This is a genomic window from Streptomyces sp. NPDC008086, from assembly GCF_042957325.1.
Lineage (GTDB): Bacteria > Actinomycetota > Actinomycetes > Streptomycetales > Streptomycetaceae > Streptomyces.
Window position 1 is genome coordinate 742,266 of record NZ_JBIBIA010000001.1, and the last position, 20,305, is coordinate 762,570.

At 69.9% G+C, this 20,305-nt stretch carries 8 protein-coding genes; 3 read left to right on the forward strand and 5 right to left on the reverse strand.

Annotated features, from left to right (window positions below):
• The first annotated feature begins 532 nt into the window (after positions 1-532).
• From ACFZBP_RS03330 to ACFZBP_RS03340, 3 genes are all read left to right on the forward strand, one after another.
• Positions 533-1,135 carry a hypothetical protein gene (locus tag ACFZBP_RS03330; RefSeq protein ID WP_391410336.1) on the forward strand — a complete coding sequence of 201 codons (603 nt, stop codon included), beginning with the start codon at positions 533-535 and terminating at the stop codon, positions 1,133-1,135.
• A gap of 441 nt (positions 1,136-1,576) precedes the next feature.
• On the forward strand, positions 1,577-3,436 hold the full coding sequence (locus ACFZBP_RS03335; RefSeq protein WP_391409566.1) for an ATP-binding cassette domain-containing protein: 1,860 nt from the start codon (positions 1,577-1,579) through the stop codon (positions 3,434-3,436).
• Positions 3,433-5,259, forward strand: a complete 1,827-nt coding sequence (locus ACFZBP_RS03340) for an ATP-binding cassette domain-containing protein (protein ID WP_391409567.1) — start codon at positions 3,433-3,435, stop codon at positions 5,257-5,259. The genes ACFZBP_RS03335 and ACFZBP_RS03340 overlap by 4 nt, the downstream gene beginning before the upstream one ends.
• A 101-nt stretch (positions 5,260-5,360) precedes the next feature.
• Here the strand turns inward: ACFZBP_RS03340 and ACFZBP_RS03345 are convergent, their stop codons facing one another.
• From ACFZBP_RS03345 to ACFZBP_RS03365, 5 genes are all read right to left on the reverse strand, one after another.
• Positions 5,361-8,636: an aminotransferase class III-fold pyridoxal phosphate-dependent enzyme gene (locus tag ACFZBP_RS03345; protein ID WP_391409568.1), complete on the reverse strand. Its 3,276-nt coding sequence runs from the start codon at positions 8,634-8,636 to the stop codon at positions 5,361-5,363.
• Positions 8,637-8,719: 83 nt separating this feature from the next.
• Positions 8,720-12,796, reverse strand: coding sequence for an SDR family oxidoreductase (locus ACFZBP_RS03350; protein ID WP_391409569.1), 4,077 nt, complete (start codon positions 12,794-12,796; stop codon positions 8,720-8,722).
• Entirely contained in the window at positions 12,789-14,639 is a 1,851-nt protein-coding gene (locus ACFZBP_RS03355; protein WP_391409570.1) for a condensation domain-containing protein, read from the reverse strand. The genes ACFZBP_RS03350 and ACFZBP_RS03355 overlap by 8 nt, the downstream gene beginning before the upstream one ends.
• On the reverse strand, positions 14,636-19,999 hold the full coding sequence (locus ACFZBP_RS03360; protein WP_391409571.1) for an SDR family NAD(P)-dependent oxidoreductase: 5,364 nt from the start codon (positions 19,997-19,999) through the stop codon (positions 14,636-14,638). Before ACFZBP_RS03360 ends, ACFZBP_RS03355 begins: the two co-directional genes overlap by 4 nt.
• Positions 19,996-20,271 (reverse strand): acyl carrier protein, encoded by a 276-nt coding sequence (locus tag ACFZBP_RS03365; RefSeq protein ID WP_383446739.1) that lies wholly within the window; start codon positions 20,269-20,271, stop codon positions 19,996-19,998. The genes ACFZBP_RS03360 and ACFZBP_RS03365 overlap by 4 nt, the downstream gene beginning before the upstream one ends.
• Positions 20,272-20,305 lie beyond the last annotated feature (34 nt).

The window sequence follows — 20,305 nt, forward strand, 5'->3', positions numbered from 1 at the left end:
GTCCCCCTACGAGGTCGTCCTGGAGTGGGCCATGTCCGAGAGCGTGCCGCTGCGCTGCCCGGCCTGCCGCCGGGAGCACCTGTACGCGGCACCCGTCTACCCCTGCGCCTGCGGCACGCCTGTCGCCCCGCCCCTCGACCCCCGCGGCGTCGCGACGACCGTCGTCCACCGTTCCTGGGACGATGAATGGGTCCCCGTGCACTGCCCCGCCTGCGACCGCGAGAACGAGTGGCCCCACCCGGAACTGGGCTGCCCTTGCGGGGTGCTGCTGCGGGTGGGGGTGCTGGCGACGCGTCGGGGCGGGGGCGGGGATGAGGGCACGGGTGGAGGCGACGCCGGAGACGCGGGTGCCGGGACGGTGGGGGCGGACCCCAGCGCGGACGCGAGGCCTGGCCCTGACGGCGAAAGAGACGTCGGCGGAGCCACGGCCGCGGTGACGGGTGCGGAAGCACATCCAGCCCCGGGCACGGACCCCAGCGCCGACGCGAACCCGGGGACGGACGTGAACGCGAGCTCGGGCCCAAGCGCGGAGGTGGACGCACACGCAGACACGAGCGCTGACGCAGACGTGGGCGCTGACGCAGGCCCGACGCCGGGGTCGGGCTCCGGCTCGGGCTCCGGCTCGGGCTCGGGCTCCGGCTCCGGCTCGGGCTCGGGAGAGAAGCCGGGCGCCGCCCCGGACACGGACGTGCCCCAGGGCACGAGCGCGGGCGCGAGCCCGCGTGCCGACGCCCCAGAGCGCCCAACCCCCCGCCGCCCCTTCCAGCCCATCACCATCCGCACCGCCCGCGACGCCGTAACCGCCGCCGCCGTCTATCTGCGCTGGCTCGGCTACCGGGACATCCGCCGTGCCGACCAGCGGCCACCGAGCGGGATCGGGATCGCCGCGCACGGGCTGCTCGCGCAGGTCGATCCGACCGTGGCGCCGGCTTCGCTGCGGGACGTGGAGTGTCTGTGGCTGACCGCGATGACGGAATCCGCGGACTGCGTCTACTTCTCCCTCGCCGGGTACGCCCCCGACGCCCGCGCCCGCGCCGACTCCCTGGGCGTCCCGCTGTTCGTACTGGACCTCACGGGCACGCCCCAGCCGGTCAACAGCCTCGCTGACGACCTGGACGCGGAGGGTGCGCGGTAATCCGTTCGCGCCGGGGGGCCGTTGAGTGTCCCGTTCGTTGAAGCGCTTCGAAATATGAGAAGCGAAGAGGCTTGATCGGGTCCAGCTACGAGCAAAGGGCCTCCTAGGCGCGCCCATGACCGAAGCACTCAACGCCTGGCCACATAGGCTCGGTTGTGCCGCACATGTGCCTTGTCGCGAGAACGGCCTTGCTGTTAGCTTCAACGATCGTTGGAGTCGAAGCGATTCGACAGTGCCGTCAATCCGCACCCCCTTCTTCACCCCGTGCGCACCACACGTAAGGGAGTCCTGTCCTGTCCCAGCCGGCCCTGGAACGACATCATCGCGGCGACTGAGACCGGGTCTGCTTCCTGCCAAGGCCCGTAGCGGCCCCACGTCCCCGTCTGGACCGGGCTGCGCGGACCCACCCCGGAGGTGGACCGTCGCCGGAGAGAGGACCACGTGACCACCCTTGCCGACGGGCTCCGCTTGTTGCGGACTCTCAGCTGCGCCAAGCGGTCCCACAGCTGGCTTCTGGCCGCGCTGATGGCGCTGAGCAGGCTGCTCCCAGCCGCGACAGCCGTCATTCTGGCGGTACTGGTACGGCGCTTCGAGTCGGGGGGCACGACGCTGCCACCCCTGGCCGAGGCCCTGGCCCCGCTGGCGGCGTTTGTCGCCGTCCTCCTGCTCGGGCACGTCATGGACACCGTTCTGGAGCCCCTGGGCTTCCTGGTCCAGGCCACCATCGACGGCGCACACCGGGCGTCGATCGCCGAGTTGGTTTCGTCCACCCCGACGATCGACCAGTTGGAGACCCCGCAGGCGCGCGCGCTGATCCGCGCGGCCAAGGCGGATCCGGACAACTGGACGGAACGCACTCCGGGTGAGGGCGCCGTGGCCCTCCTCCGCATCCTCATGGGCCTCCTGGGCGTCGCCGGCTCCTGTGTGGTCCTCGCGGGGTACGCCTGGTGGCTCGTCCCTGTGGTGCTCGTGCCCGCACTGATCAACTGGGTGCTGCGGCAGAGACAGGCGTTGCGGTACGTCCGGACGTGGCGCTCCGGCACCGTGGAGGGCGCGAAGGCGCAGATGTGGCAGGACTCGGCGATCTCCCCGGCCGAGGGCAAGGACATCCGTGTCTTCGGACTGGGTGGTTGGTCGGTCGAGCAGATCCAGCGGCACAGCCTGGCCATGGAGAAACCCATCTGGGCGGCGATCGGGCGGATGCTGCGCGCCGAGTGGAGCCAGCTGCTGCTCGTCGGCGTCCCGCTGTGCGCCGTGTACGCCCTGGTGGCGCACAGCGCGGTCCGAGAGGAGACGACCATCGCGGTGGAAACGGCGGTGCTCGTCACCGGATGGACGGTGTTCCAGGCCCTCGGCTGGAGCGAGGACCTCAGGAACGCGGCAGCTTCCGCCGAGTGCCTGCGGGCCACGCAGGAGTTGCGCGAGCTGCTCGCGCCGGAGGGAGCGGCGGTGCCCGGCCCCGACGGCCGGGCGGTACTGGAACCCGAGGACCGCGAGCGTCCACCGCTCATCCGGTTCGAACAGGTCTCCTTCGCCTATCCGAAGACGGAACGCCAGGTTCTGGACCGTCTGGATCTGGAGATCCGGCCGGGTGAACTGCTGGCCGTCGTCGGACTCAACGGAGCGGGCAAGTCGACCCTGATCAAACTGCTCTGCGGGCTCTACCTGCCGACAGGCGGGGCCATCACCGCGGACGGGCGGAACATCGCCACGTTCGCCCCGGACGCCTGGCGCCGCCGGATCGCCGTGGCCTTCCAGGACTTCGTGCGCTACCCCCTGTCCGTCCACGGCAACGTGGTGATCGGCAGGGCGGACGGGCCCGCGGAACGGGCGGACGCCGAGGCCGCCTCCCGGGAAGCGGGGCTGGAAGCGGTGCTGGCCGGTCTGCCGTCCGGCTGGGAGACCCCGCTGACCCGCGACGCGAAGGGGGGCGCCGACCTCTCGGGCGGGCAGTGGCAGCACGTCGTCCTGGCCCGCGTCCTCTACGCGGTGCGCCGGGGGGCGAGGATTCTGGTTCTTGACGAACCCACCGCCCACCTCGACGTACGGACGGAGTTCGACGTCTTCGCACGGCTCGGCGAGCGCAGGTCGGGTGCGAGCGTCGTCCTGATCTCGCACCGGCTGTCCACCGTGCGGCAGGCCGACCGGATCGTCCTGCTGGAGGACGGCCGGATCACGGAATCGGGCACGCACGACGAGCTCATGGCGGCCGACGGCCGGTACGCGGCCATGTTCACGATCCAGGCCGCGCGGTTCAGGCGTGGCTTCGAGGACCGGCTGGAGGAGGACCAGTACCGATGACCGAGCTGGCCAGTGAACAACCGATTCGCCGTCGGCGGTACTTCTCCCTCTGGTACGAACTGCTACGGCTGTCCTGGCGCCGTTCGCCGTGGCTGACGTCCCTGCAGTTCGTCATCCCCGCCCTGATGGTGGCCTCCGTCACGGGTAACGCCCTGGCCCTGCGCGGCGCCGTGGACGCGACGCTGCGCGGAGAGGTCTGGCCCGCCGTGGCCTGGGCGGCCGGGGCGGGACTCGCCTGCACCATGCTGATGGTGCTGGGGGCACTCGACGGCAACACCGCCGGCATCCTCATCGGCAAGGTCTCGGTGCTCGATGTGAATCCCGGTATCTACCGCGACATCACGACCCTCGAAGGCCTGGAACACCTGGAGCGCCCGGACTACCTCGACCGGCTGACCGTCGTACGCAATTCCGCGTGGGAACTCGTGCTCAGCCTGTGGTCGGCGGTCGGTGTCCTCTTCATCGTCATCGAACTGGTCGTCGCCCTCTTCCTGTTGGGCACGATCAACCCCTGGCTGCTGTTGCTGCTCGTATGCGCGGCGCTGCCGCTCTGGTTCGACCAGAAGGGCAGCAACGCCATCATCCGGGCCGAGACCGCCACGGCCGAACCCTTCCGTCTCCAGCGCCGGCTCTTCGACCTCGGTACGGACGCAGCCGCGGGGAAGGAGATCCGTGTGTCGGGGGCGGGTCCCGAGCTGGCCCGCAGACAGGCCGCCGCGTGGGACACGGCCATGGCCGGCCGCTACCGGGCGCGACTGGTCGCGGCGGCCTGGAAGCTCGGCGGCTGGACCGTCTTCACGCTCGGCTTCGGCGCCGGACTGACCCTGATCGTCGTCCAGACGCTGCGTGGGCATGGCTCGGCCGGAGACATCGTGCTGGCGATCACCGTGGCGACCAGCCTGCGCCAGTCGGTGTTCACGGGCGTGCACTACGCGACGAACGTCGCCCGGGCCGGACGGCTCATCGAGCCCTACTTGTGGATGCGCGACTACGCCGCCTCGGCACGGTCCGACGCGGCCGGAACGGAACCTTCGCCCCAGATCCTGCGCGAGGGAATCACCTTCGAGAACGTCACCTACCGGTATCCCGGCTCTCGACGCCCCGCCCTGCACGACGTCAGCGTCCATCTGCCGGCGGGCTCGGTGGTCGCGCTGGTCGGCGAGTACGGGTCGGGCAAGACGACACTGGTCAAGCTCCTCTGCAAGTTCTACCGGCCCAGCGGTGGCCGCGTTCTCGTCGACGGCGTGGACCTCGCCACCCTGGACACGGAGGGCTGGCGTGCGCGGTCGAGTGCGGCGTTCCAGGACTTCGGCCGATTCCGTACGACCTTCGGGCAGAGCGTCGGCCTGGGTGACCTGCCGCACGCGCAGGATGCCGAGAGGGTCGGCCGTGCCGTGGCTGCAGCCGACGCCGAGCAACTGGTGGGGGCGCTTCCCGACGGACTGGAGACCCACCTCAGCCGGGACTTCGGGGGCGTCGACCTGTCCGAGGGACAGTGGCAGAAGGTCGCCCTCGCCCGGGCGTCGATGCGCCCCGGCCCGCTGCTGCTGATGCTGGACGAACCCACGGCGTCTCTCGACGCCCCGAGCGAGCAGCAGATCTTCGAGCGCTACATCGCCCGTGCCAGGGAGGTCGCGGGGCGGACCGGCGCCATCACGGTGATCGTCACCCACCGGTTCTCGACCGCCACCGGGGCAGACCTCATCCTCACCCTCGACAAGGGCCGACTGATCGAGGCGGGCACCCATGACGAACTGGTCGGCATCGTGGGAGGCCGATACGCCGATCTCTACGGTATCCAGGCCGATGCCTACTCCGCATGACCGACCGGGCACACCGACGTCGCCCGCACAGCGCAAGTGGCGCCGGCCCCTTTCGAGGCCGGCGCCCGCAGGCCGTCCGGTGACCGACCATGCTGTGAAGGTCAGTCGCTCCCGTCCAGGCCTTCCCCGTCCTCGTGGTCCAGCTCTCCCAACGGGCGCTCGTTGTTGGCGACCATGGCGCTGAGCAGGCTTCGGTAGTACCGCGGTAGGCGCTCGACGAGGTCGGGATCGACGACATCGACCGCGGCGTCGAATTCGCACCGGAAGCCGTCCGCACTGTCCACGATGTTCAACGCCAGAGGATTTCCGGTGTGCGTGATCGGCGACGAGTCGGCTTCCGAGACCGTGAGTCCGTCCATGGGGGGTACCACGACCTGGCGGTAGAACGACATGGCCGTGGTGAACAACTCGCTTCGCAAGCCCGCCCCCGGCGGCGCGAGTTCGGTGACCAGATCCGCGAAGGGGTAGTCCTGGCGCTCGAGCCCGGTGACCAATTGCATCAGCACCTCGCTCACGTAGTCCGCGACCAGCGTGTCCGCAGGTCGGCGAAAGACCAACGGCACCAGATTCGAGCAATATCCGACAGTCCGGTCCAGTTCCTGCGGGCGCCGGGCGGACGCGACCGGTACCACGATTTCGTCCTGCCCGGTGAGCCGCTGCAGCAAGGCCCCCCAGGCCGCCACCAGATAGGCGAAGACCGTGACCCCCTCGTTGCGGGCGGCATCGCGCATCTTCCCGCAGAACTCGGGGTCGAGGAGAATACGGTGGCGTACCGCGCGGTAAGGGAATTGGCTCGGCTGTCCCGCCGACGGCAGTTCCGGCGCGGGAACGTCCTTCAGGCGAGAATGCCAGAAGTCACGGTGCTTGGCCGCGGTCGGGCCGGCGGTGACTCGCTCGTGCCAGGTGAGATAGTCCCGGAACTGCACGGCCGGGGGCAGTTCGGGACTCGTGCCGCGGCACCTGGCGTTGTACATCGCGGCGAGGTCGTCGAGCAGGACGCTGTAGGACCAGCCGTCCACTGCCGCGTGGTGCACCGTCATGAGCAGCAGGTGCCGTTGCGGGTCGACCTCCACCACGGCGGCGCGGAACACCTCCCCGTCCACCGGGTCGAGGGGTCGTTCGGCCCAGGTCCGCAGGAAGCCGTTGAGGTCGTCCCCGTCCCCACAGGTGTGCTCGGTCAGGACTCCGCTCAACGGCGTCTCCCGCACGGGATGGACGACGAGCGTGTCCCCGTCCGAGCCGAACGTGGTCCTCAGAGTCTCGTGACGGGCGACCAGGTCCTGCACGGCGGCACGCAGTGCGACGCGGTTGAGTGAGCCGTCCAGCCAGAACCCGACAGACATCTCGAAGGCGGGCACGCCGCCCTGGTCGAGGGCCCGTAGCTGCCGCTGGGCGTGGGTGCTGCGAGGCGCTGCCGCACGGGGCAGGGTTCCCGCCGGTCCAGTTCCGCTGCCGCCGAGCATGCCGTGGTCCCGCAGTTCCTCGACCGATTCCCGTACCGCGGTGCGGATATGGTCGAGATCGGCCTGCTCGTGCGCGGTGGAGAGGAAGAAGTTGCGCAACTCCCAGACGAACACACCACGGTCGAGCAGATTGAAATAGAACGGATCCATGTTCGCCTGGTGCTCGAACTTGAAGATCGAGGAGAACCTGTGGACTTCGATCGGCACGTCGAGCTCGCGGAAGTCGGCGTTCAGCTGGTCCGTGAACATCGCGGTCCTGCGGTCGAGGCTCCGTTGCAGATCGGGTCCCTCCGCACGGAGGTGGTCAAGGACCGCCCTGGCCGTCGCCATGGTCAGTGGATGCTGGTTGAACGTGCCGCCGAAGAAGGTGGATTCCACCGTCGGGCCGGAATCGTCACCGAAGTTCCAGACGCCGCCGTCGATTGAGTCCATGACGCCGGCGCGTCCGGCGATCACGCCGATCGGCATGCCGCCTCCTACGATCTTGCCGTAGGTGGCCAGGTCGGCCTCGATGCCGTACAGACCCTGAACGCCTGCCGGATGGCAACGGAAACCTGTCACCATCTCGTCGAAGATGAGTTTCGTGCCGTGGGCCCGTGTGACCTCGCGGACCGCGCGCAGGAAATCAGGCCTCTGCACACCAGGAGTGCGCAGGGTCACCGGCTCGGTCAGAACTGCCGCGAGGTCCGCACCGTGCTTGTCGATGAAGTCGAGTGCGTCCTCCGTGCCGAACTCGAGGACGTACACGTTCTCCACCGCATGCGGGGAGATTCCGGGCGCGAGCGGCCGGGTGCCGAATACGCCGTTCTCATGGGCCGGCACAGCGAGCACACTGTCGAAGTGACCGTGGTACGCGGTGGAGAAGACCACTATCTTGTCGCGGCCGGTCGCCGCCCGCGCAAGCCGGACCGCGGTCATGACCGCTTCTGTGCCGCTGTTGAGGAAGGCGACGCGCTCCATGCCGGTGAGCTCGATCACTCCGGCGGCGACATCCTCGACCAGTTGAGTGCGCGGCCCGAGGCTGAAACCGACGTCCAGCCGCTCGCGCATGGCCGACATGACCGCCGGCGGATTATGACCGAGGAGGTGGACGCCGTATCCCAGGGTGAGGTCGACATACTCGTTTCCGTCGATGTCCCACAGCCGTGAGCCCTGCCCGCGTTCGGCGACGATCGGGTACAGCATCTCCTTGATCGAGGGGCGAAAGCCGACGGTGGACCGGCTGTCCGCGACCATCGTCCGGAACCGTTGGGCGAATTCCTTCGAGCCCTTGGTCCGGGTACTGAGGCGCTCGGCGAGTTTCCTCAGATAGCGGGCGCGCTCTGCCGTCTCCACGGGGCTGATCGCGCTGCTCCGCGCGCCGGGCGCGAGTGGCACCACCGTTTTCGCCGACACCGGGCGCGCCGGGGAGATCGCCACGGGCGGCGAAGCTCCGGGTCCGGGTCCGGGTCCGGGTCCGGACCCGGAGCCAGTGGCCGGGTCAGCCGCGGAGACCGGCTCGCTGCCCGCCAGCAGCTGCAGCTGACGCTGCATGACCATGAGCTGTTCCCTGATCAGGCCCTGCACGGCCGCCGAGGCGCCTGGCGGCAAGGCACCGTCCATCGACAACTCGGCTGATGGCGCTGCCGTGACCGTTGGCCCCCCTTCAGACGATATGGCCTCTCCTGTCGGCAGCTTCTCCTTCGACGCGTGTGCGTGAAGGTACGCGGCTAGATCAGGCACGGTCCGGACGTCGGTGAAGAGTTGCCGAAGCGGCACTTTGCAGCCATAGCGGTCCTCCAGACGCTGCGCCATGCCGAGCAGCGACATCGAGTCCCCGAGGTCCGCGAACGCGACGTCGGAGTACAGCCGTTCGGGCTGAACGTCGAAGTAGTCACCGACGATTTCGGCAATTTCCTGGAGCAGGGGCTCCACGGCACTCTCCTTTCGTGATCGCCAGCGTGGTGCTGGCGGTGACGCCATGTCGGCCACGACCACCGGGGTGAACGAAAGCGGCATCATGAGAAGGTCCGCAGGCCGCCACCGTGAACGGTCGAGACCGGGCCCAGGCTTGCCGCCAGGTGGTCGATGGTCGGGTTCGCGAGGAGTTCGACAGCCGACAGCGGCACACCGAACTCCTCCTCGATACGCCGGGCGAGCCTGACCACGAGCAGTTCGTCGCCACCCACGTCGAGAACGCTCAAGTCGTAGCGGTCGATCTTCGTCCGCAGCACTTCGGACCACAGTTTCGCCAGAGCCGCCTTCAGCCCGTCCCCGTGGAACTGCCGGCCGGGGGAGGCGAGGGCGGGGCGCACCGGGTCCGGGAGAGCCCGCTGCCCCTGGACGCGGCGTTCCGGGTGGGTGGGGGACACCGAGAGCGGGGACGGCATATCGGAGCGCAGTACTAGGTCAAGGACCTCAGCGCGCCGCTCTGGTGACAGGGACTCGTCCCAGGAGACGGTGATCAGTCCGTCCACGCCCGCCGCCTGAGCGTGGAGGAAGCCGTCGGCCGCCGAACGGCACAGGTCGCCTCCGCCCGGCGCCGAGATGAGCGAGCACATCATGACGCCGAGATCGACGCGGGTGCCGGCGAAGATCTCGGCCAGCACCAGCGCCCCGCGGACCTTGGGAGCCAGGGCCTGCCGCCAGGCGGCCCGGTCAGTGCGGTCGACCCGGCAAGGGGCCTGGTCGTGTGGTGCGTCGGCGCAGTGGAACCATCCGTCGATCCGGCCGAACCGTTGGCGGGCGGCACCGACCAGCTCCCGCATCGCTCCCGCATCGGTGACGTCGACGGATTCCACCATGACGGTGCCGCCGAGACGTTCGAGGTTGCGGACGGCCTCGATCTCTCGGCTGACCGGGTGGGCTGTTCCGTACTCGGTGATCCATCGGTCGAAGTCGTCGGGTCGCGGCAGCGGGGAGTCGCTGGTGAGCACCAGCTTGGCCCCGGCGACGCGGGCCAGGTGGCCGGCGAGGGCCAGCCCCATCTGTCCGAGGCCGCCGGTGACGAGGTACACGCCACCGGACCGCAGCCGACTGGCCGGGATCGACGGGCCGGGGTCAGCCGCCGCGGGAACGAACCGCTGCGTCCAACGGCGTCCATTGCGGAACGCGATCGGCACCCCGGTCGGGGCGACGATCTCCGCGAGGAGGGCTTTTGGTGCGAGGGCGCTGCTGCCGATGTCGATGCTTCGACAACGGAGTTCGGCGCATTCCTGGGAGACGAGGTTCAGTGCGGCGCCGGTCATCGCGGCGGCGGGCGCGAGGACTTCATCGCCTGTGATGTCGTGCACGTCACGGGCTACCACCCCGAGGTACGCGCCGTCGCGGCCCGGACTGCGGCCCAGTTGTCTGGCGACGTCGAGAACGGAGAACAGCCCGAGACCGCAGGCGTGATCCAGGCTGTCGGTTGTGAGGTGCCCTGGAACGAGGTCAAGAGACCAGAGGTGTACGACCCGCTGGGGAGTCAGCCCGTCCGTGGCCAGGGCGTCGAACAGCTTCTCGTGGTCGCCGGAGTCCATGGGGTCGACGGTGAAGGAAGTCGCGTCGGCTCGGCTGAAGGCGCCGCCCTGACGTACCACCACCACCTCGGCGCCCTGTGCGCGCAGAGAGTCTCCCAGCGTGTCGCCGACCCCGCCGGAGTCCGCGAACAGCAGCCACGGGCCGGTGGGCAGAGCGCTCTCGGTGTACCCACCGGCACCTGGGTCGAGGCGCTGCCATGTCGGCGTGTACAGCCACTCTGCGGGGTTCTGCCTACGTTCCTGCTCCGCTCGGACGGAGGCAGCCGGCGGTTCGAGACGGAGGAAGGTGCGCTCCAGCGGGTGCACCGGCAGGGGGACTCGGTGCTGATGCCCGCCGTACCAGGCGGACCAGTCCACCGGCACGCCCTCGGTCCACAGCCGTCCCGCGGCGGTCAGCAACCGGTCCAAGGGCGGCAGGACTTGTTCGTCGTCGAGGCCGGAACCTGCCGGGAGTACTGTGGGGTTTCCTATGGCCAGCACGGCCGCGCCCTCCGCTGCCCAGCCGGTGAACGCCTCGGACAGCCGGTCGCCCGCCCAGATGTCCCGGGTCCAGTGCAGCGGGTCGAGCGCCCGCGCCTGCGGCAGTTCGCCGCCCACGACGGCCGACAGGAGGGGAATGTCCGGAACTCTCGGGCGCACCTCGGGGGCGGGCGCGGTCAGTCCCGCTCGCCAGGACAGCAGTGCCAGCGCGTCAGACGGTTCGAGGACCCCGGCGAAGCAAGCTGCGAGGAGTTCACCCACCCCGGCTCCCCCGGCCGCCGTCGGCCGAACGCCGGACTCCGTCCACAGCGTCGCGAGCACCCGGCTCGCGGTCAGCAGGGCCGCCGACGGGTCGCCCGCGTTCGGGACGGCCCACCCGGTGTTCCGCTCCGCTATGTCAGCGACTGCGGACAGCCGCGCGGACAGCACACTGAATTCCTCGGCCGGGACGTCGCCGAACAGGAACACCACGGGCGGGGTGGTCTCTGCCACCCGTCCACCGGTGCTCTTGCCGCCGGTGCCGTTGCCGTCGGTGAGCGCACGTAGTCCGGCCGCGGCGTCGGCGTGATCCGCCGCGGTGACCGCGTAGCGATGCGAGGCGCCGCGTCGGCCCTGCCGCAGCGTGAAGGCCACGTCCGCGAGGTCGGGCGCGTCCGGCACCTCCAGTGCGTCGGCCAGCTGACGGGCGAGCTCGCGCAGCGCCTCGTCGCTGGGGGCACTCACCGCAAGGGTCCGCGGGCCGTCGGCCCTCGCCGGCCGGCCGGTGGTGGGCGGAGCCTCCTCCAGGACGACATGGGCGTTCGTGCCTCCGATGCCGAACGAACTCACTCCTGCCCGGCGGGGGTTCTCACCCGCCGGCCAGGCCATCGGCAGGGTGTTGATGTAGAAGGGGCTGCCCAGCAGGTCGATCTGGGGGTTGGGCCGGGTGAATCCCGGGTGCCCCGGGATCTCCCGGTGCCGCAGCGCCAGCACCGCCTTGATGAAACCGGCGATTCCCGCCGCGGCGGCGACGTGCCCGATGTTCGCCTTCACCGAGCCCAAGGCGCACTGGCCCGGCCGGGCACCTCCGTCGACGAAGGCCTCGCTCAGCGCGGCGAACTCGACGGGGTCGCCCAGAGCTGTGGCGGTGCCGTGGGCTTCGACGTAGGTGATGGTGCCGGCGTCCACCTCGGCCACCGCCTGCGCTTCGGCGATGACGGCCCGTTGCCCGCCGATGCTCGGGGCGGTGTATCCGATCTTGTCGGAGCCGTCGTTGTTGATCGCCGAGCCCTTCACCACCGCGAGGATCTGGTCGCCGTCCTCGATCGCCTCGGACAGTCGCTTCAGAGCGACGAGACCGACCCCGTCACCGAATGTCGTCCCTGCTCCGTCGGCGTCGAAGGGTCGGCACCGCCCGTCCGGGGAGAGGATCATTCCTTCGCTGTAGACATAGCCCGGGTAGTCGTTGGCGATCACCGACACTCCGCCTGCCAGGGCGATGTCGCATTCACCGGTGAGAAGGCTCTGCACGGCCATGTGCACCGCGACCAGTGACGTAGAGCAGGCGGTCTGCACATTGACGCTCGGCCCGTTGAGGCCGAGTTTGTACGAGATCCTGGTGGTCAGGTAATCCTTGTCGTTGGCAATCATGAGCTCGGTCCCGTCGTAGCCCAGCGGGTCACAGGAACGAGCCACCGCATTCGTCAGATACGTGTTCATAGACGCACCCGCGAACACACCGATGCCCTGAGCGTCCGTTTCCCCGGAGTAGCCGATCGTCTCGAGCAGTTCCCACGCGACCTCGAGCAGTATGCGTTGCTGCGGGTCGAGCAGCTTCGCCTCGCGCCTGGTGAAGCCGAAGAACTCGTGGTCGAAGTCGAACGCGTCCGGCAGCGATGCGGCTCGATTGACATAGCGGGGATCGCGCAGCACCTGCTCCGGCACCCCGGCGGCCACGAGTTCGGCGTCCGTGAACGTGGTCAGCATGTCGTCTCCGGCACGTAGCCGGTTCCAGAACTGAGCCACACTCGCGGCGCCGGGGAATCGGCCGCACATGCCGATCACGGCCACGTCGTTCGGCCGAACCGCCGGGTTGACCATGCTCCCGTCAGTCATCGTTGCCCCTGTCGGTATCCGGCTGACGACGTTCTCGTGCGCGCAGGCGTGCGCTGCGGGCCGTGCCGGCCGCCAACTGTGCCCGCCTGCTCGACGCCCGGGCTCGGTCAGGGGCCGGTCCGGCTCCGGCGGCGGTCTGGCCGAGGCGGCGGGCCAGAGTGGCCACGGTCGGGTAGCGGAACAGCTCGTTGATCTTCAGCGGAGCGCCCGCGGTGTCGTCGGCGAGCATCTCGTGCACCTGCACCAGCAGCCTGGAGTTGCCGCCAAGGTCGAAGAAGTTGTCATCCCGCCCGATCGCCTCGCGCCCGAGCGCTTTCCGCCAGATCGCCGTGATCCGCTGCTCGATGCCCCGCAGCGCAGTGCCGCTCCGTGGGACAGCGCCGACGGGCTCATGGACCGCGGCTGTGCGCCGGCTGGTGCCGGGGGTGACTTCGGACGCCATCGGCAGTTCCGCCACACTGCGGCCAGGGTCCGCGAGCGCGGCTCGCAGCAGTGCCAGATAGTTCTCGGCCACCTGATGAGCCGCCTGTGCCGAGAAGACGGACCTGCGGTACTTGAGCAGCCCGACGAGCCGGTCGCCGTCGTGCACGACCTCCAGTACGAGCTCCAGCTGGTCGTCCTGCTGGTCCAGCCGGAACGGCACCGCGGTCAGCCCCGCCCAGCCGACCGGGGCCGCCCCCTCGTCGGCCACGTAGAGACCGGCCAGCGCCGGGTACCGGCTGGGTTTCTGGTAGCTGAACATCGCCTGGAAGACCGGGTTGCGGTCGTCCACCCGGCGCGGCGCCAGCTCGGCGACAAGCAGCTCGAACGGGTAGTCCTGGTGCTCGAGCGCGTCGATGACGTTATGGCGAGTACGGTCCAGCTGCTCCCGGAACGCCGCCGCGTCGCTCAGATCGGCGCGCAGCACGACGGGGTTGACGAAGTTGCCGACGCACTCGGCCATCGCGGGGCTGGTCCGGCCGGCGAAGGGAGACCCCACCAGGACGTCCTGCCGCCCGGTGTAGCGGCCGACGAGGACCTGAAAGACGGTCAGCAGGATGCCGTACGGCGTCGCCCCCTCCTCCTTGGCCAGCGCGAACACACCGTCGACGAGCTCTGTGGCGAGGGGGAACAGGATCGATCCGCCCCCGTCGGTATCCGGACCGAGTTCGCAGCGCGGCCATTCCACCGGCTCCAGCCGGCCGGCGAGCTGAGCATGCCAATAGGAACGTGCTCTGCGGCCCTTCTCCCCTTGGATCAACTCCTGCTGATGGGCGACGAAATCGCTGTAGGGGACATTGCCTCCGGGCAGCTGGGACGGTCTCCGTTCCGCCTCCGCCAGGTAGAGCTGTTCGAGTTCCGCCACCATGACACCGAGTGACCAGAAGTCGCACACCACATGGTGCACGACCAGCAGCACCACGGCCTCTCCTGGCGCAACCGCATACGTCCGCACCCGGACCAGCGGTCCGGTCTGCAGTTCGAACGGAGCGAGATATGCGCGGCGTATCGCGTCCTCGATCCGCTGCTGGTTCCACTGGTGGGCGTCCAGTTCGGCGACATCGGGTGCGAGCCACCCGTGCACGGTCTGGCCGTCGGTGCCGCTGAAGGTGGTGCGCAGGGCCGCGTGCCTCCCGACCAGCGACGCGACCGCGCTGCCGAACGTGGCGGAGTCGAATCCGCCGGTGAACCGGGCGGTGAACCCGACGTTGTAGGACGCGCTGTCCGGGTTCATCCGATGCAGCAGCACGAGGGGGCGTTGGGTGTACGAGAGAGGGTGTTCGCTCCGCGCCTGGCCGGCGCGCGACCGCAGTGCCGCCTCCAGCCTCTTCCGTATGCCCCAGTTCTCAATGTCGTCGGTCATGAAGGTCCGTCCTGATCGGCCAGCCAGGGCAGCAGGGCCTGGATCTGGTCCTCAGTCAACGAGTCGAGGTTGGCCAGGAGGCGTTCCGCCTCCTCGGGTGAGAAGGGCTCCACGGCGGCCGGCACCGCCGTGGACACGGCAGCCTGGACCGGGGCGTCGAGCATCAGGCGTTCCGTCAGCTCATCGACGAGCAGGCGCAGGGCCTTGCCTTGGAGGAGACCGGTGAGCGGCAGGTCGACGTCCAGGTCGCGGAAGATCTGCCCGCGTACTTCGACGGCCACCAGCGAATCGAGCCCGGCTTCGTGGAGCAGGAGGTCCTCGTCGACGGCGGCCTCGGGCATGCCGAGTCGGGAGGCCAGCATGGGGCGCAGGTAGGCGAGTACCAGCTCTCGGCAGCGTTCCGGCGTGGCGCCGGCCCGGTCCCGCCGCAGCCGCCTGCCCGCCTCCGCCCCGTCCCCGGCAGGCATTTGCTCGCCCGTGCCAACCGCTCGCCCGGTGGGGAACCGGTTCAGGTAGCGGGACCAGTCCACGGAGAAGACTCCGTAGTGACCACCGGGGCCGGCCAGGAGCCGGTCGAGTGCGGCGAACGCCGGATCGGCTTCCAGCGGAGTGAACCCGCCTTCCACGAGCCGGGTCTGCAGGCGTTCACTCAGTTGCGCCGCCATACCCGCCTCCCATGGCCCCCAGCCGACACTGAGCGCAGGCAGTCCCAACCCGCGCCGGTAGTGGGCGAGTCCGTCGAGGAAGGCGTTGGCCGCCGCGTAATGGGCCTGCCCGGGCGCACCGAGCAGAGCGGCCGTGGAGGAGAAGAGGACGAAGTGTTCGAGGTCGAGATCCACAGTGGCGCGGTGCAGGTGCCAGCCACCGGCGACCTTCGGGGCCAGGACCGACCGGAAGCGGCCCCAGGTCAGCTGCGACAGCACCGCGTCATCGAGCACACCGGCCGCGTGGACGACCCCCCTGAGGCCGCCCGGCTCCCGGCGCAACCGCGCGACGAGGTGGTTGACCGCGGCCTCGTCCGTGACATCCAGGCCGGCCAGGGTGACCTTCGCCCCTGACTGCTCCAGCTCGCGGATCTGTTCTCCGATCTGTGCCTCGTGCGCGCGCCGCGAGGCGAGCACGATGTGACGCACTCCGCGCCTGGCCAGCCACGCCGCGGTACGCAGACCGAGCGCTCCGGTCCCCCCGGTGATCAGGTAGCACCCGTCGGTGCCGAGCCGGCCAGGGCTCGGCGGCGGCGCCGACTGTCGGTGCAGCGTGGGCCGGTACAGCTGTCCGTCGCGGATCGCGCCTTCGACGCCGGGCCATTCGGGCGGGACACTCGGCGCGCCGGTGAGGTCGCGTGGGTCCGCGTCGAGCAACCGCAGGTTCAGCTGAGGTGCTTCCAGCGCGGTGCTCCGGCCAAGGCCCCAGAGCATCGCCCCGTAAGGGTCGCTGACCTCTCCGGGCTCGTGCACGGCCACCGCTCCGCGGGTCAGCAGCACTACGGACCCTGGCGTCCACTGCGCGCGCTCGGTGGCCTGTACGAGTGCGGGCACGCTGCCACAGGCGGTCCGTGTGTTCCGTGGGTCCAGGCCGAGGCAATGCAGGACGCTCGCCGGCCCGGTGTCGCGGAACAGTCGCGCCAGGTGTTCCGCGTCGGCGGGATCCAGCACGTATCGGTGATCGCCGAGACGGGTGAAGGCCGTACCCACCTCGGCGATCACACACCGGCTGCCGCCTGCCTCCAGCGCCGTGACCGCGCAACGCCAGTGGCCCTGGCGGTCGGCGAGCACGATCCACGTTCCGGTGCTGGGCGAGGTGCCCCCGGCGGGCTCGGCCAACTCCCATTCGTCCGCGTAGATGTCGGCCTCGGGCGCACGGAAGGAGACCGCTCTCAGCTGGAGGCCGGTCAGTTCGAGCAGCGGGTTGCCCTCGTGGTCGGTCAGGGAGACATCGGCAAGTGCTCCCGAGGCATCGGCCTCGCGGTGCCGGATACGTGCGACTCCTGACTCCACGGCGTCGGTGGACGGGTGGAAAACGGCCCGCTCGATCCGGAACGGCAGCAGTACGCCGTCCTCGGGGGCGGCACGGACGATCCGTGCCGCGATGGCCAGCTGAACGCAGGAGTCGAGCAGGGCCATGGTGCGCTCCCGAGGCGAGTCCGCCGCGAAGCCGAGGTCGCCGGAGCTGTCCTCACCGTCCAGCCGGAGCTCTTCGATCCACTGGAACGCCGGGCCGAACCGCAAGCCCGCCGCCTCGAACAGCGGGTAGAGGTCAGCCGGGGAAACCGGCCGGCCTGCGCGGTGGGCAGACGGGTCCACCGGCTGTGCGGGGGCGTCGGTCCGCTGGATCCGTCCCTCCGCGTGCACCTGCCAGGACTCGTCGGCCAGCGGATCGTCCGCGTTGGCCAGGCTGAGCGACTGTGCGACGAACCTGTGGTCCCCGGACGGGGTGAGCACGAGCTGGAGTCGGCGTCGCGCCTCGTCGACCTCCAGCGCTCGCGGGAACACCAGGTCCTCGACCACCGCAGCGGAGTCGGCGGCCACCGCCTCCACCAGGCAGGCGGTGTGGTACGCCCCGGGCACGACGAGGCGGCCGGAGATCTCGTGATCGGCGAGCGCACGCGGAGCGCTCGCGGCCACGGTGGTCTCGTAGCGCCGCTGTGTGGACTGCGGCAGCGCGAGTCGGGTCAGCTCGGGCAGGTCTGCGGCCGGTCGCGCGGGCGGCTCTGCGCCGGAAGGCGCCGGTGCGGTCCAGTGCCGGGCCCGTGTGAAGGGATACAGAGGAGCGGAAGCCTTGCCCGCTTGCAGGGGCGCGTAGTACTCCGCCCAGTCGACGGGAATTCCTGCCCGGTCCAGACGCGCCAGGTGGGCGAGCACCGTGACGGGATCCGGGGTCCTGGGATCGAGTCCGGGCAGCCAGACGACATCGCCGTCGGACTGCGTACGGCCGGCCGTGGTAAGCGTCCGTCCTGGGCCGATCTCGAGGAAGAGCGTGCATCCCCCGCTGAGCAGTTCGCGTACACCGGGCGTGAACTTGACCGGTGAAGTGAGCTGCCGCCCCCAGTACTCCGCCCCGATCTCCGCACGGCCCGCCCATGTGCCGGTGAGGTTCAGTGCCATCGGCACGCCGGGCTGCCGGTGGGTGATCCGGCCTGCGGCCTGGACGAGTGCGGGGACGGCCGGAGCGACCAACGGTGAGTGGAAGGCATGCGTCGTCTCCAGCGGGACGGTGACCCATCCCCGCTGCCGGAACTCGCTTTCCAACTCGCCCGTCTCGGTGTCTGATCCGGAGACCGTGAACCGTTCCGGCGCGTTGTACGCGGCGACTGACGCTGAACCACCCTTGGCCTTGACCAGCCGTTCCAGCTCGGCCTCGTCGGTGCTGCCGACGGCGACCATCCGGCCGCTTCCGGGCACAGCCGCGAAGGCACGGCCGCGCGCGCAGACCAGCTCCAGTCCCTCTTCGACGCCGAACACGCCGGCCACGCAGGCGGCCGCGTACTCGCCGAGGCTGTGACCGACCACCGCGTCCGGCCGCACCCCGCACGAGGCCCAGAATTTTGCCAACGTGACTTGCAGGAGGAAGACCGCCGGCTGCAGCAGTTCCGCCCGCTGCTGCGCCGCAGGGTCGGCGAACACGTCGAGGGGGCCGACTCCGGTGAGGCGGCGGAAGGTTTCCGCGTGCCGGTCCAGTGCGGCGCGGAACAGCGGATGCGCACGGTGGAGCTCGACGGCCATACCGGCGTACTCGGAGCTCTGACCGGGAAAGAGGAAACCGACCCTCGGCTCGGCCCGCGCGGACTCCCCCTCGTCCGCTGCCCCGGTTCCGTCCCTCAGCCACGTCTCCACGCGCTCGGCTGCCGCGTTCCGGGAGTCGGCGATGACGCTGAGCCGGTGTCGCAGCGCGCGGCGACCGACGTGACCGGTATAGGCCAGGTCCCGTAGGTCTGCGTCCGGCTCGCGCAGGCGGTTCGCCCACCGGTCCGCCAGTTCCCGCAACGAGTCCGCGGTCTTGGCGCTGATCGTGACGAGCTCGTACCCCGGACGCCGATCCGTCCGCGTGAGTTGCGGTGCCTGTTCCAGCACGGCGAAGGCATTGGTGCCGCCGATGCCGAGGGAATTGACCGCGGCCCGGCGGGGAGTTCCGGGCGATCCGGGCCAGGGCAGCGGCGCTCTGTTGACGAACAGGCCCGTATCGTCCAGCTTCAGCCGAGGATGCGGCGCCGTGAAGTACGGGCTGGGCGGGATCTGTCCCCGATGCAGGGACAGGGCGGCCTTGATCAGGCCTGCTATGCCCGACGCCGCCTCCATGTGCCCGATCAACGCCTTCACCGACCCGATGGCGCAGGGATCGGCTCGTCCGAAGATCTGCTTGAGCGCGCCGATCTCGGTGGGATCACCGAGCGGTACCCCGGTTCCGTGCGCCTCGATGTAGCCGACCGTGTCGGGATCGGCTCCGGATGTCCGGAGTGCCTGACGCATCGCGGTCAGCTGGCCGGACAGACTCGCGGCGCCGTAACTCGATTTGCCGCCACCGTCGTTGTTGACGGCGGTTCCGAGGATGGTGGCGTAGACGGTGTCACCGTCTCGCAGCGCGTCGGGCAGGGGCTTGAGGACGACGGCGCCCACGCCGCTGCCGAAGATCGTTCCCTGGGCACCGACATCGAAGGGGCGGCAACGCCCGTCCGGTGACAGGATGCCGCCGCGGCGGTGCCAGTACCCGGCGGTCCGGGGGAGCCTGATGTTCACGCCGCCGGCCAGTGCGGCGTCACACTCGCCGCGCCACAGGCTCTGGACGGCCAAGTGCACCGCGACCAGCGAAGTGGAGCAAGCCGTCTGCACCGTCAGACTGGGCCCGGTCAGATTGAGCTTGTACGACACCCGGGTGGCGAGGAAGTCCTTGTCGGTCCCGAGCTGTTCGAGAGAGGCCGTGGGATCTTCCAGTGGCCCGGCGCTGTTCAGTACCTCGGGAAGGTAACTGGTGAGAACGCCTCCGCTGCCGGCGAAGACACCGACCGAGGTCCCGGTCCCGGCGGATGTGCGCAGACCCGCGTGCTCGAGGGCATGCCAGCAGGTCTCCAGGAAGATCCGCTGCTGAGGGTCCATGACGGCGGCCTCGCGGCCGGAGATGTCGAAGAAGGCCGCGTCGAAGAGGTCGACGTCGTCGATCGAGGCGGTCGCCTTCACGTAGTCGGGGTTCTTCAGCCACTCCGGGTTCGCACCGCCACGGAGCAACTCCTCGTGGCCCAGGTCGCGTATCGTCTCGCGTCCGGCCAGGACCGCGTCCCAGAACTGGTCCACGTCCGTGGCTCCGGGGAAACGGGCGGCCATGCCCACGATGGCGATCGGCTGCCCGTCCGGTTCGTGCTGTGTCATGACGGCTCGCCGGCACCGAGGCGAGGCAGGACGACGGGGTCGTACGCCTGCAGCAGGTCACCTACCGTGCGCACACTGGTGATGGGCAGTGTGTCGGAGAACGGGTCGGTGTCCAGCTCCATCTCCAGTACGGCGACGAGCCGCGCGAGGTGCAGCGATTCAAGACCGAGCTGGTCGACGAGGAGCTGGTCCTCGTCCAGGTGCTCGACCGGGCCGGCCACCTCGTTCACGATCTCGAGCAGTGCGGCCATGACCGTGTCCCGCTTGTTCATTGAAATCACACTCCGTTCCTATGCACCACCCGGC

What these genes read in the sequence shown, in the direction of transcription:
- ACFZBP_RS03340 (WP_391409567.1), top strand. Translation starts at nt 3,433, where the DNA reads ATGACCGAGCTGGCCAGTGAACAACCGATTCGCCGTCGGCGGTACTTC.
- ACFZBP_RS03355 (WP_391409570.1), bottom strand. Translation starts at nt 14,639, where the DNA reads ATGACCGACGACATTGAGAACTGGGGCATACGGAAGAGGCTGGAGGCG.
- ACFZBP_RS03350 (WP_391409569.1), bottom strand. Translation starts at nt 12,796, where the DNA reads ATGACTGACGGGAGCATGGTCAACCCGGCGGTTCGGCCGAACGACGTG.
- ACFZBP_RS03360 (WP_391409571.1), bottom strand. Translation starts at nt 19,999, where the DNA reads ATGACACAGCACGAACCGGACGGGCAGCCGATCGCCATCGTGGGCATG.
- ACFZBP_RS03365 (WP_383446739.1), bottom strand. Translation starts at nt 20,271, where the DNA reads ATGAACAAGCGGGACACGGTCATGGCCGCACTGCTCGAGATCGTGAAC.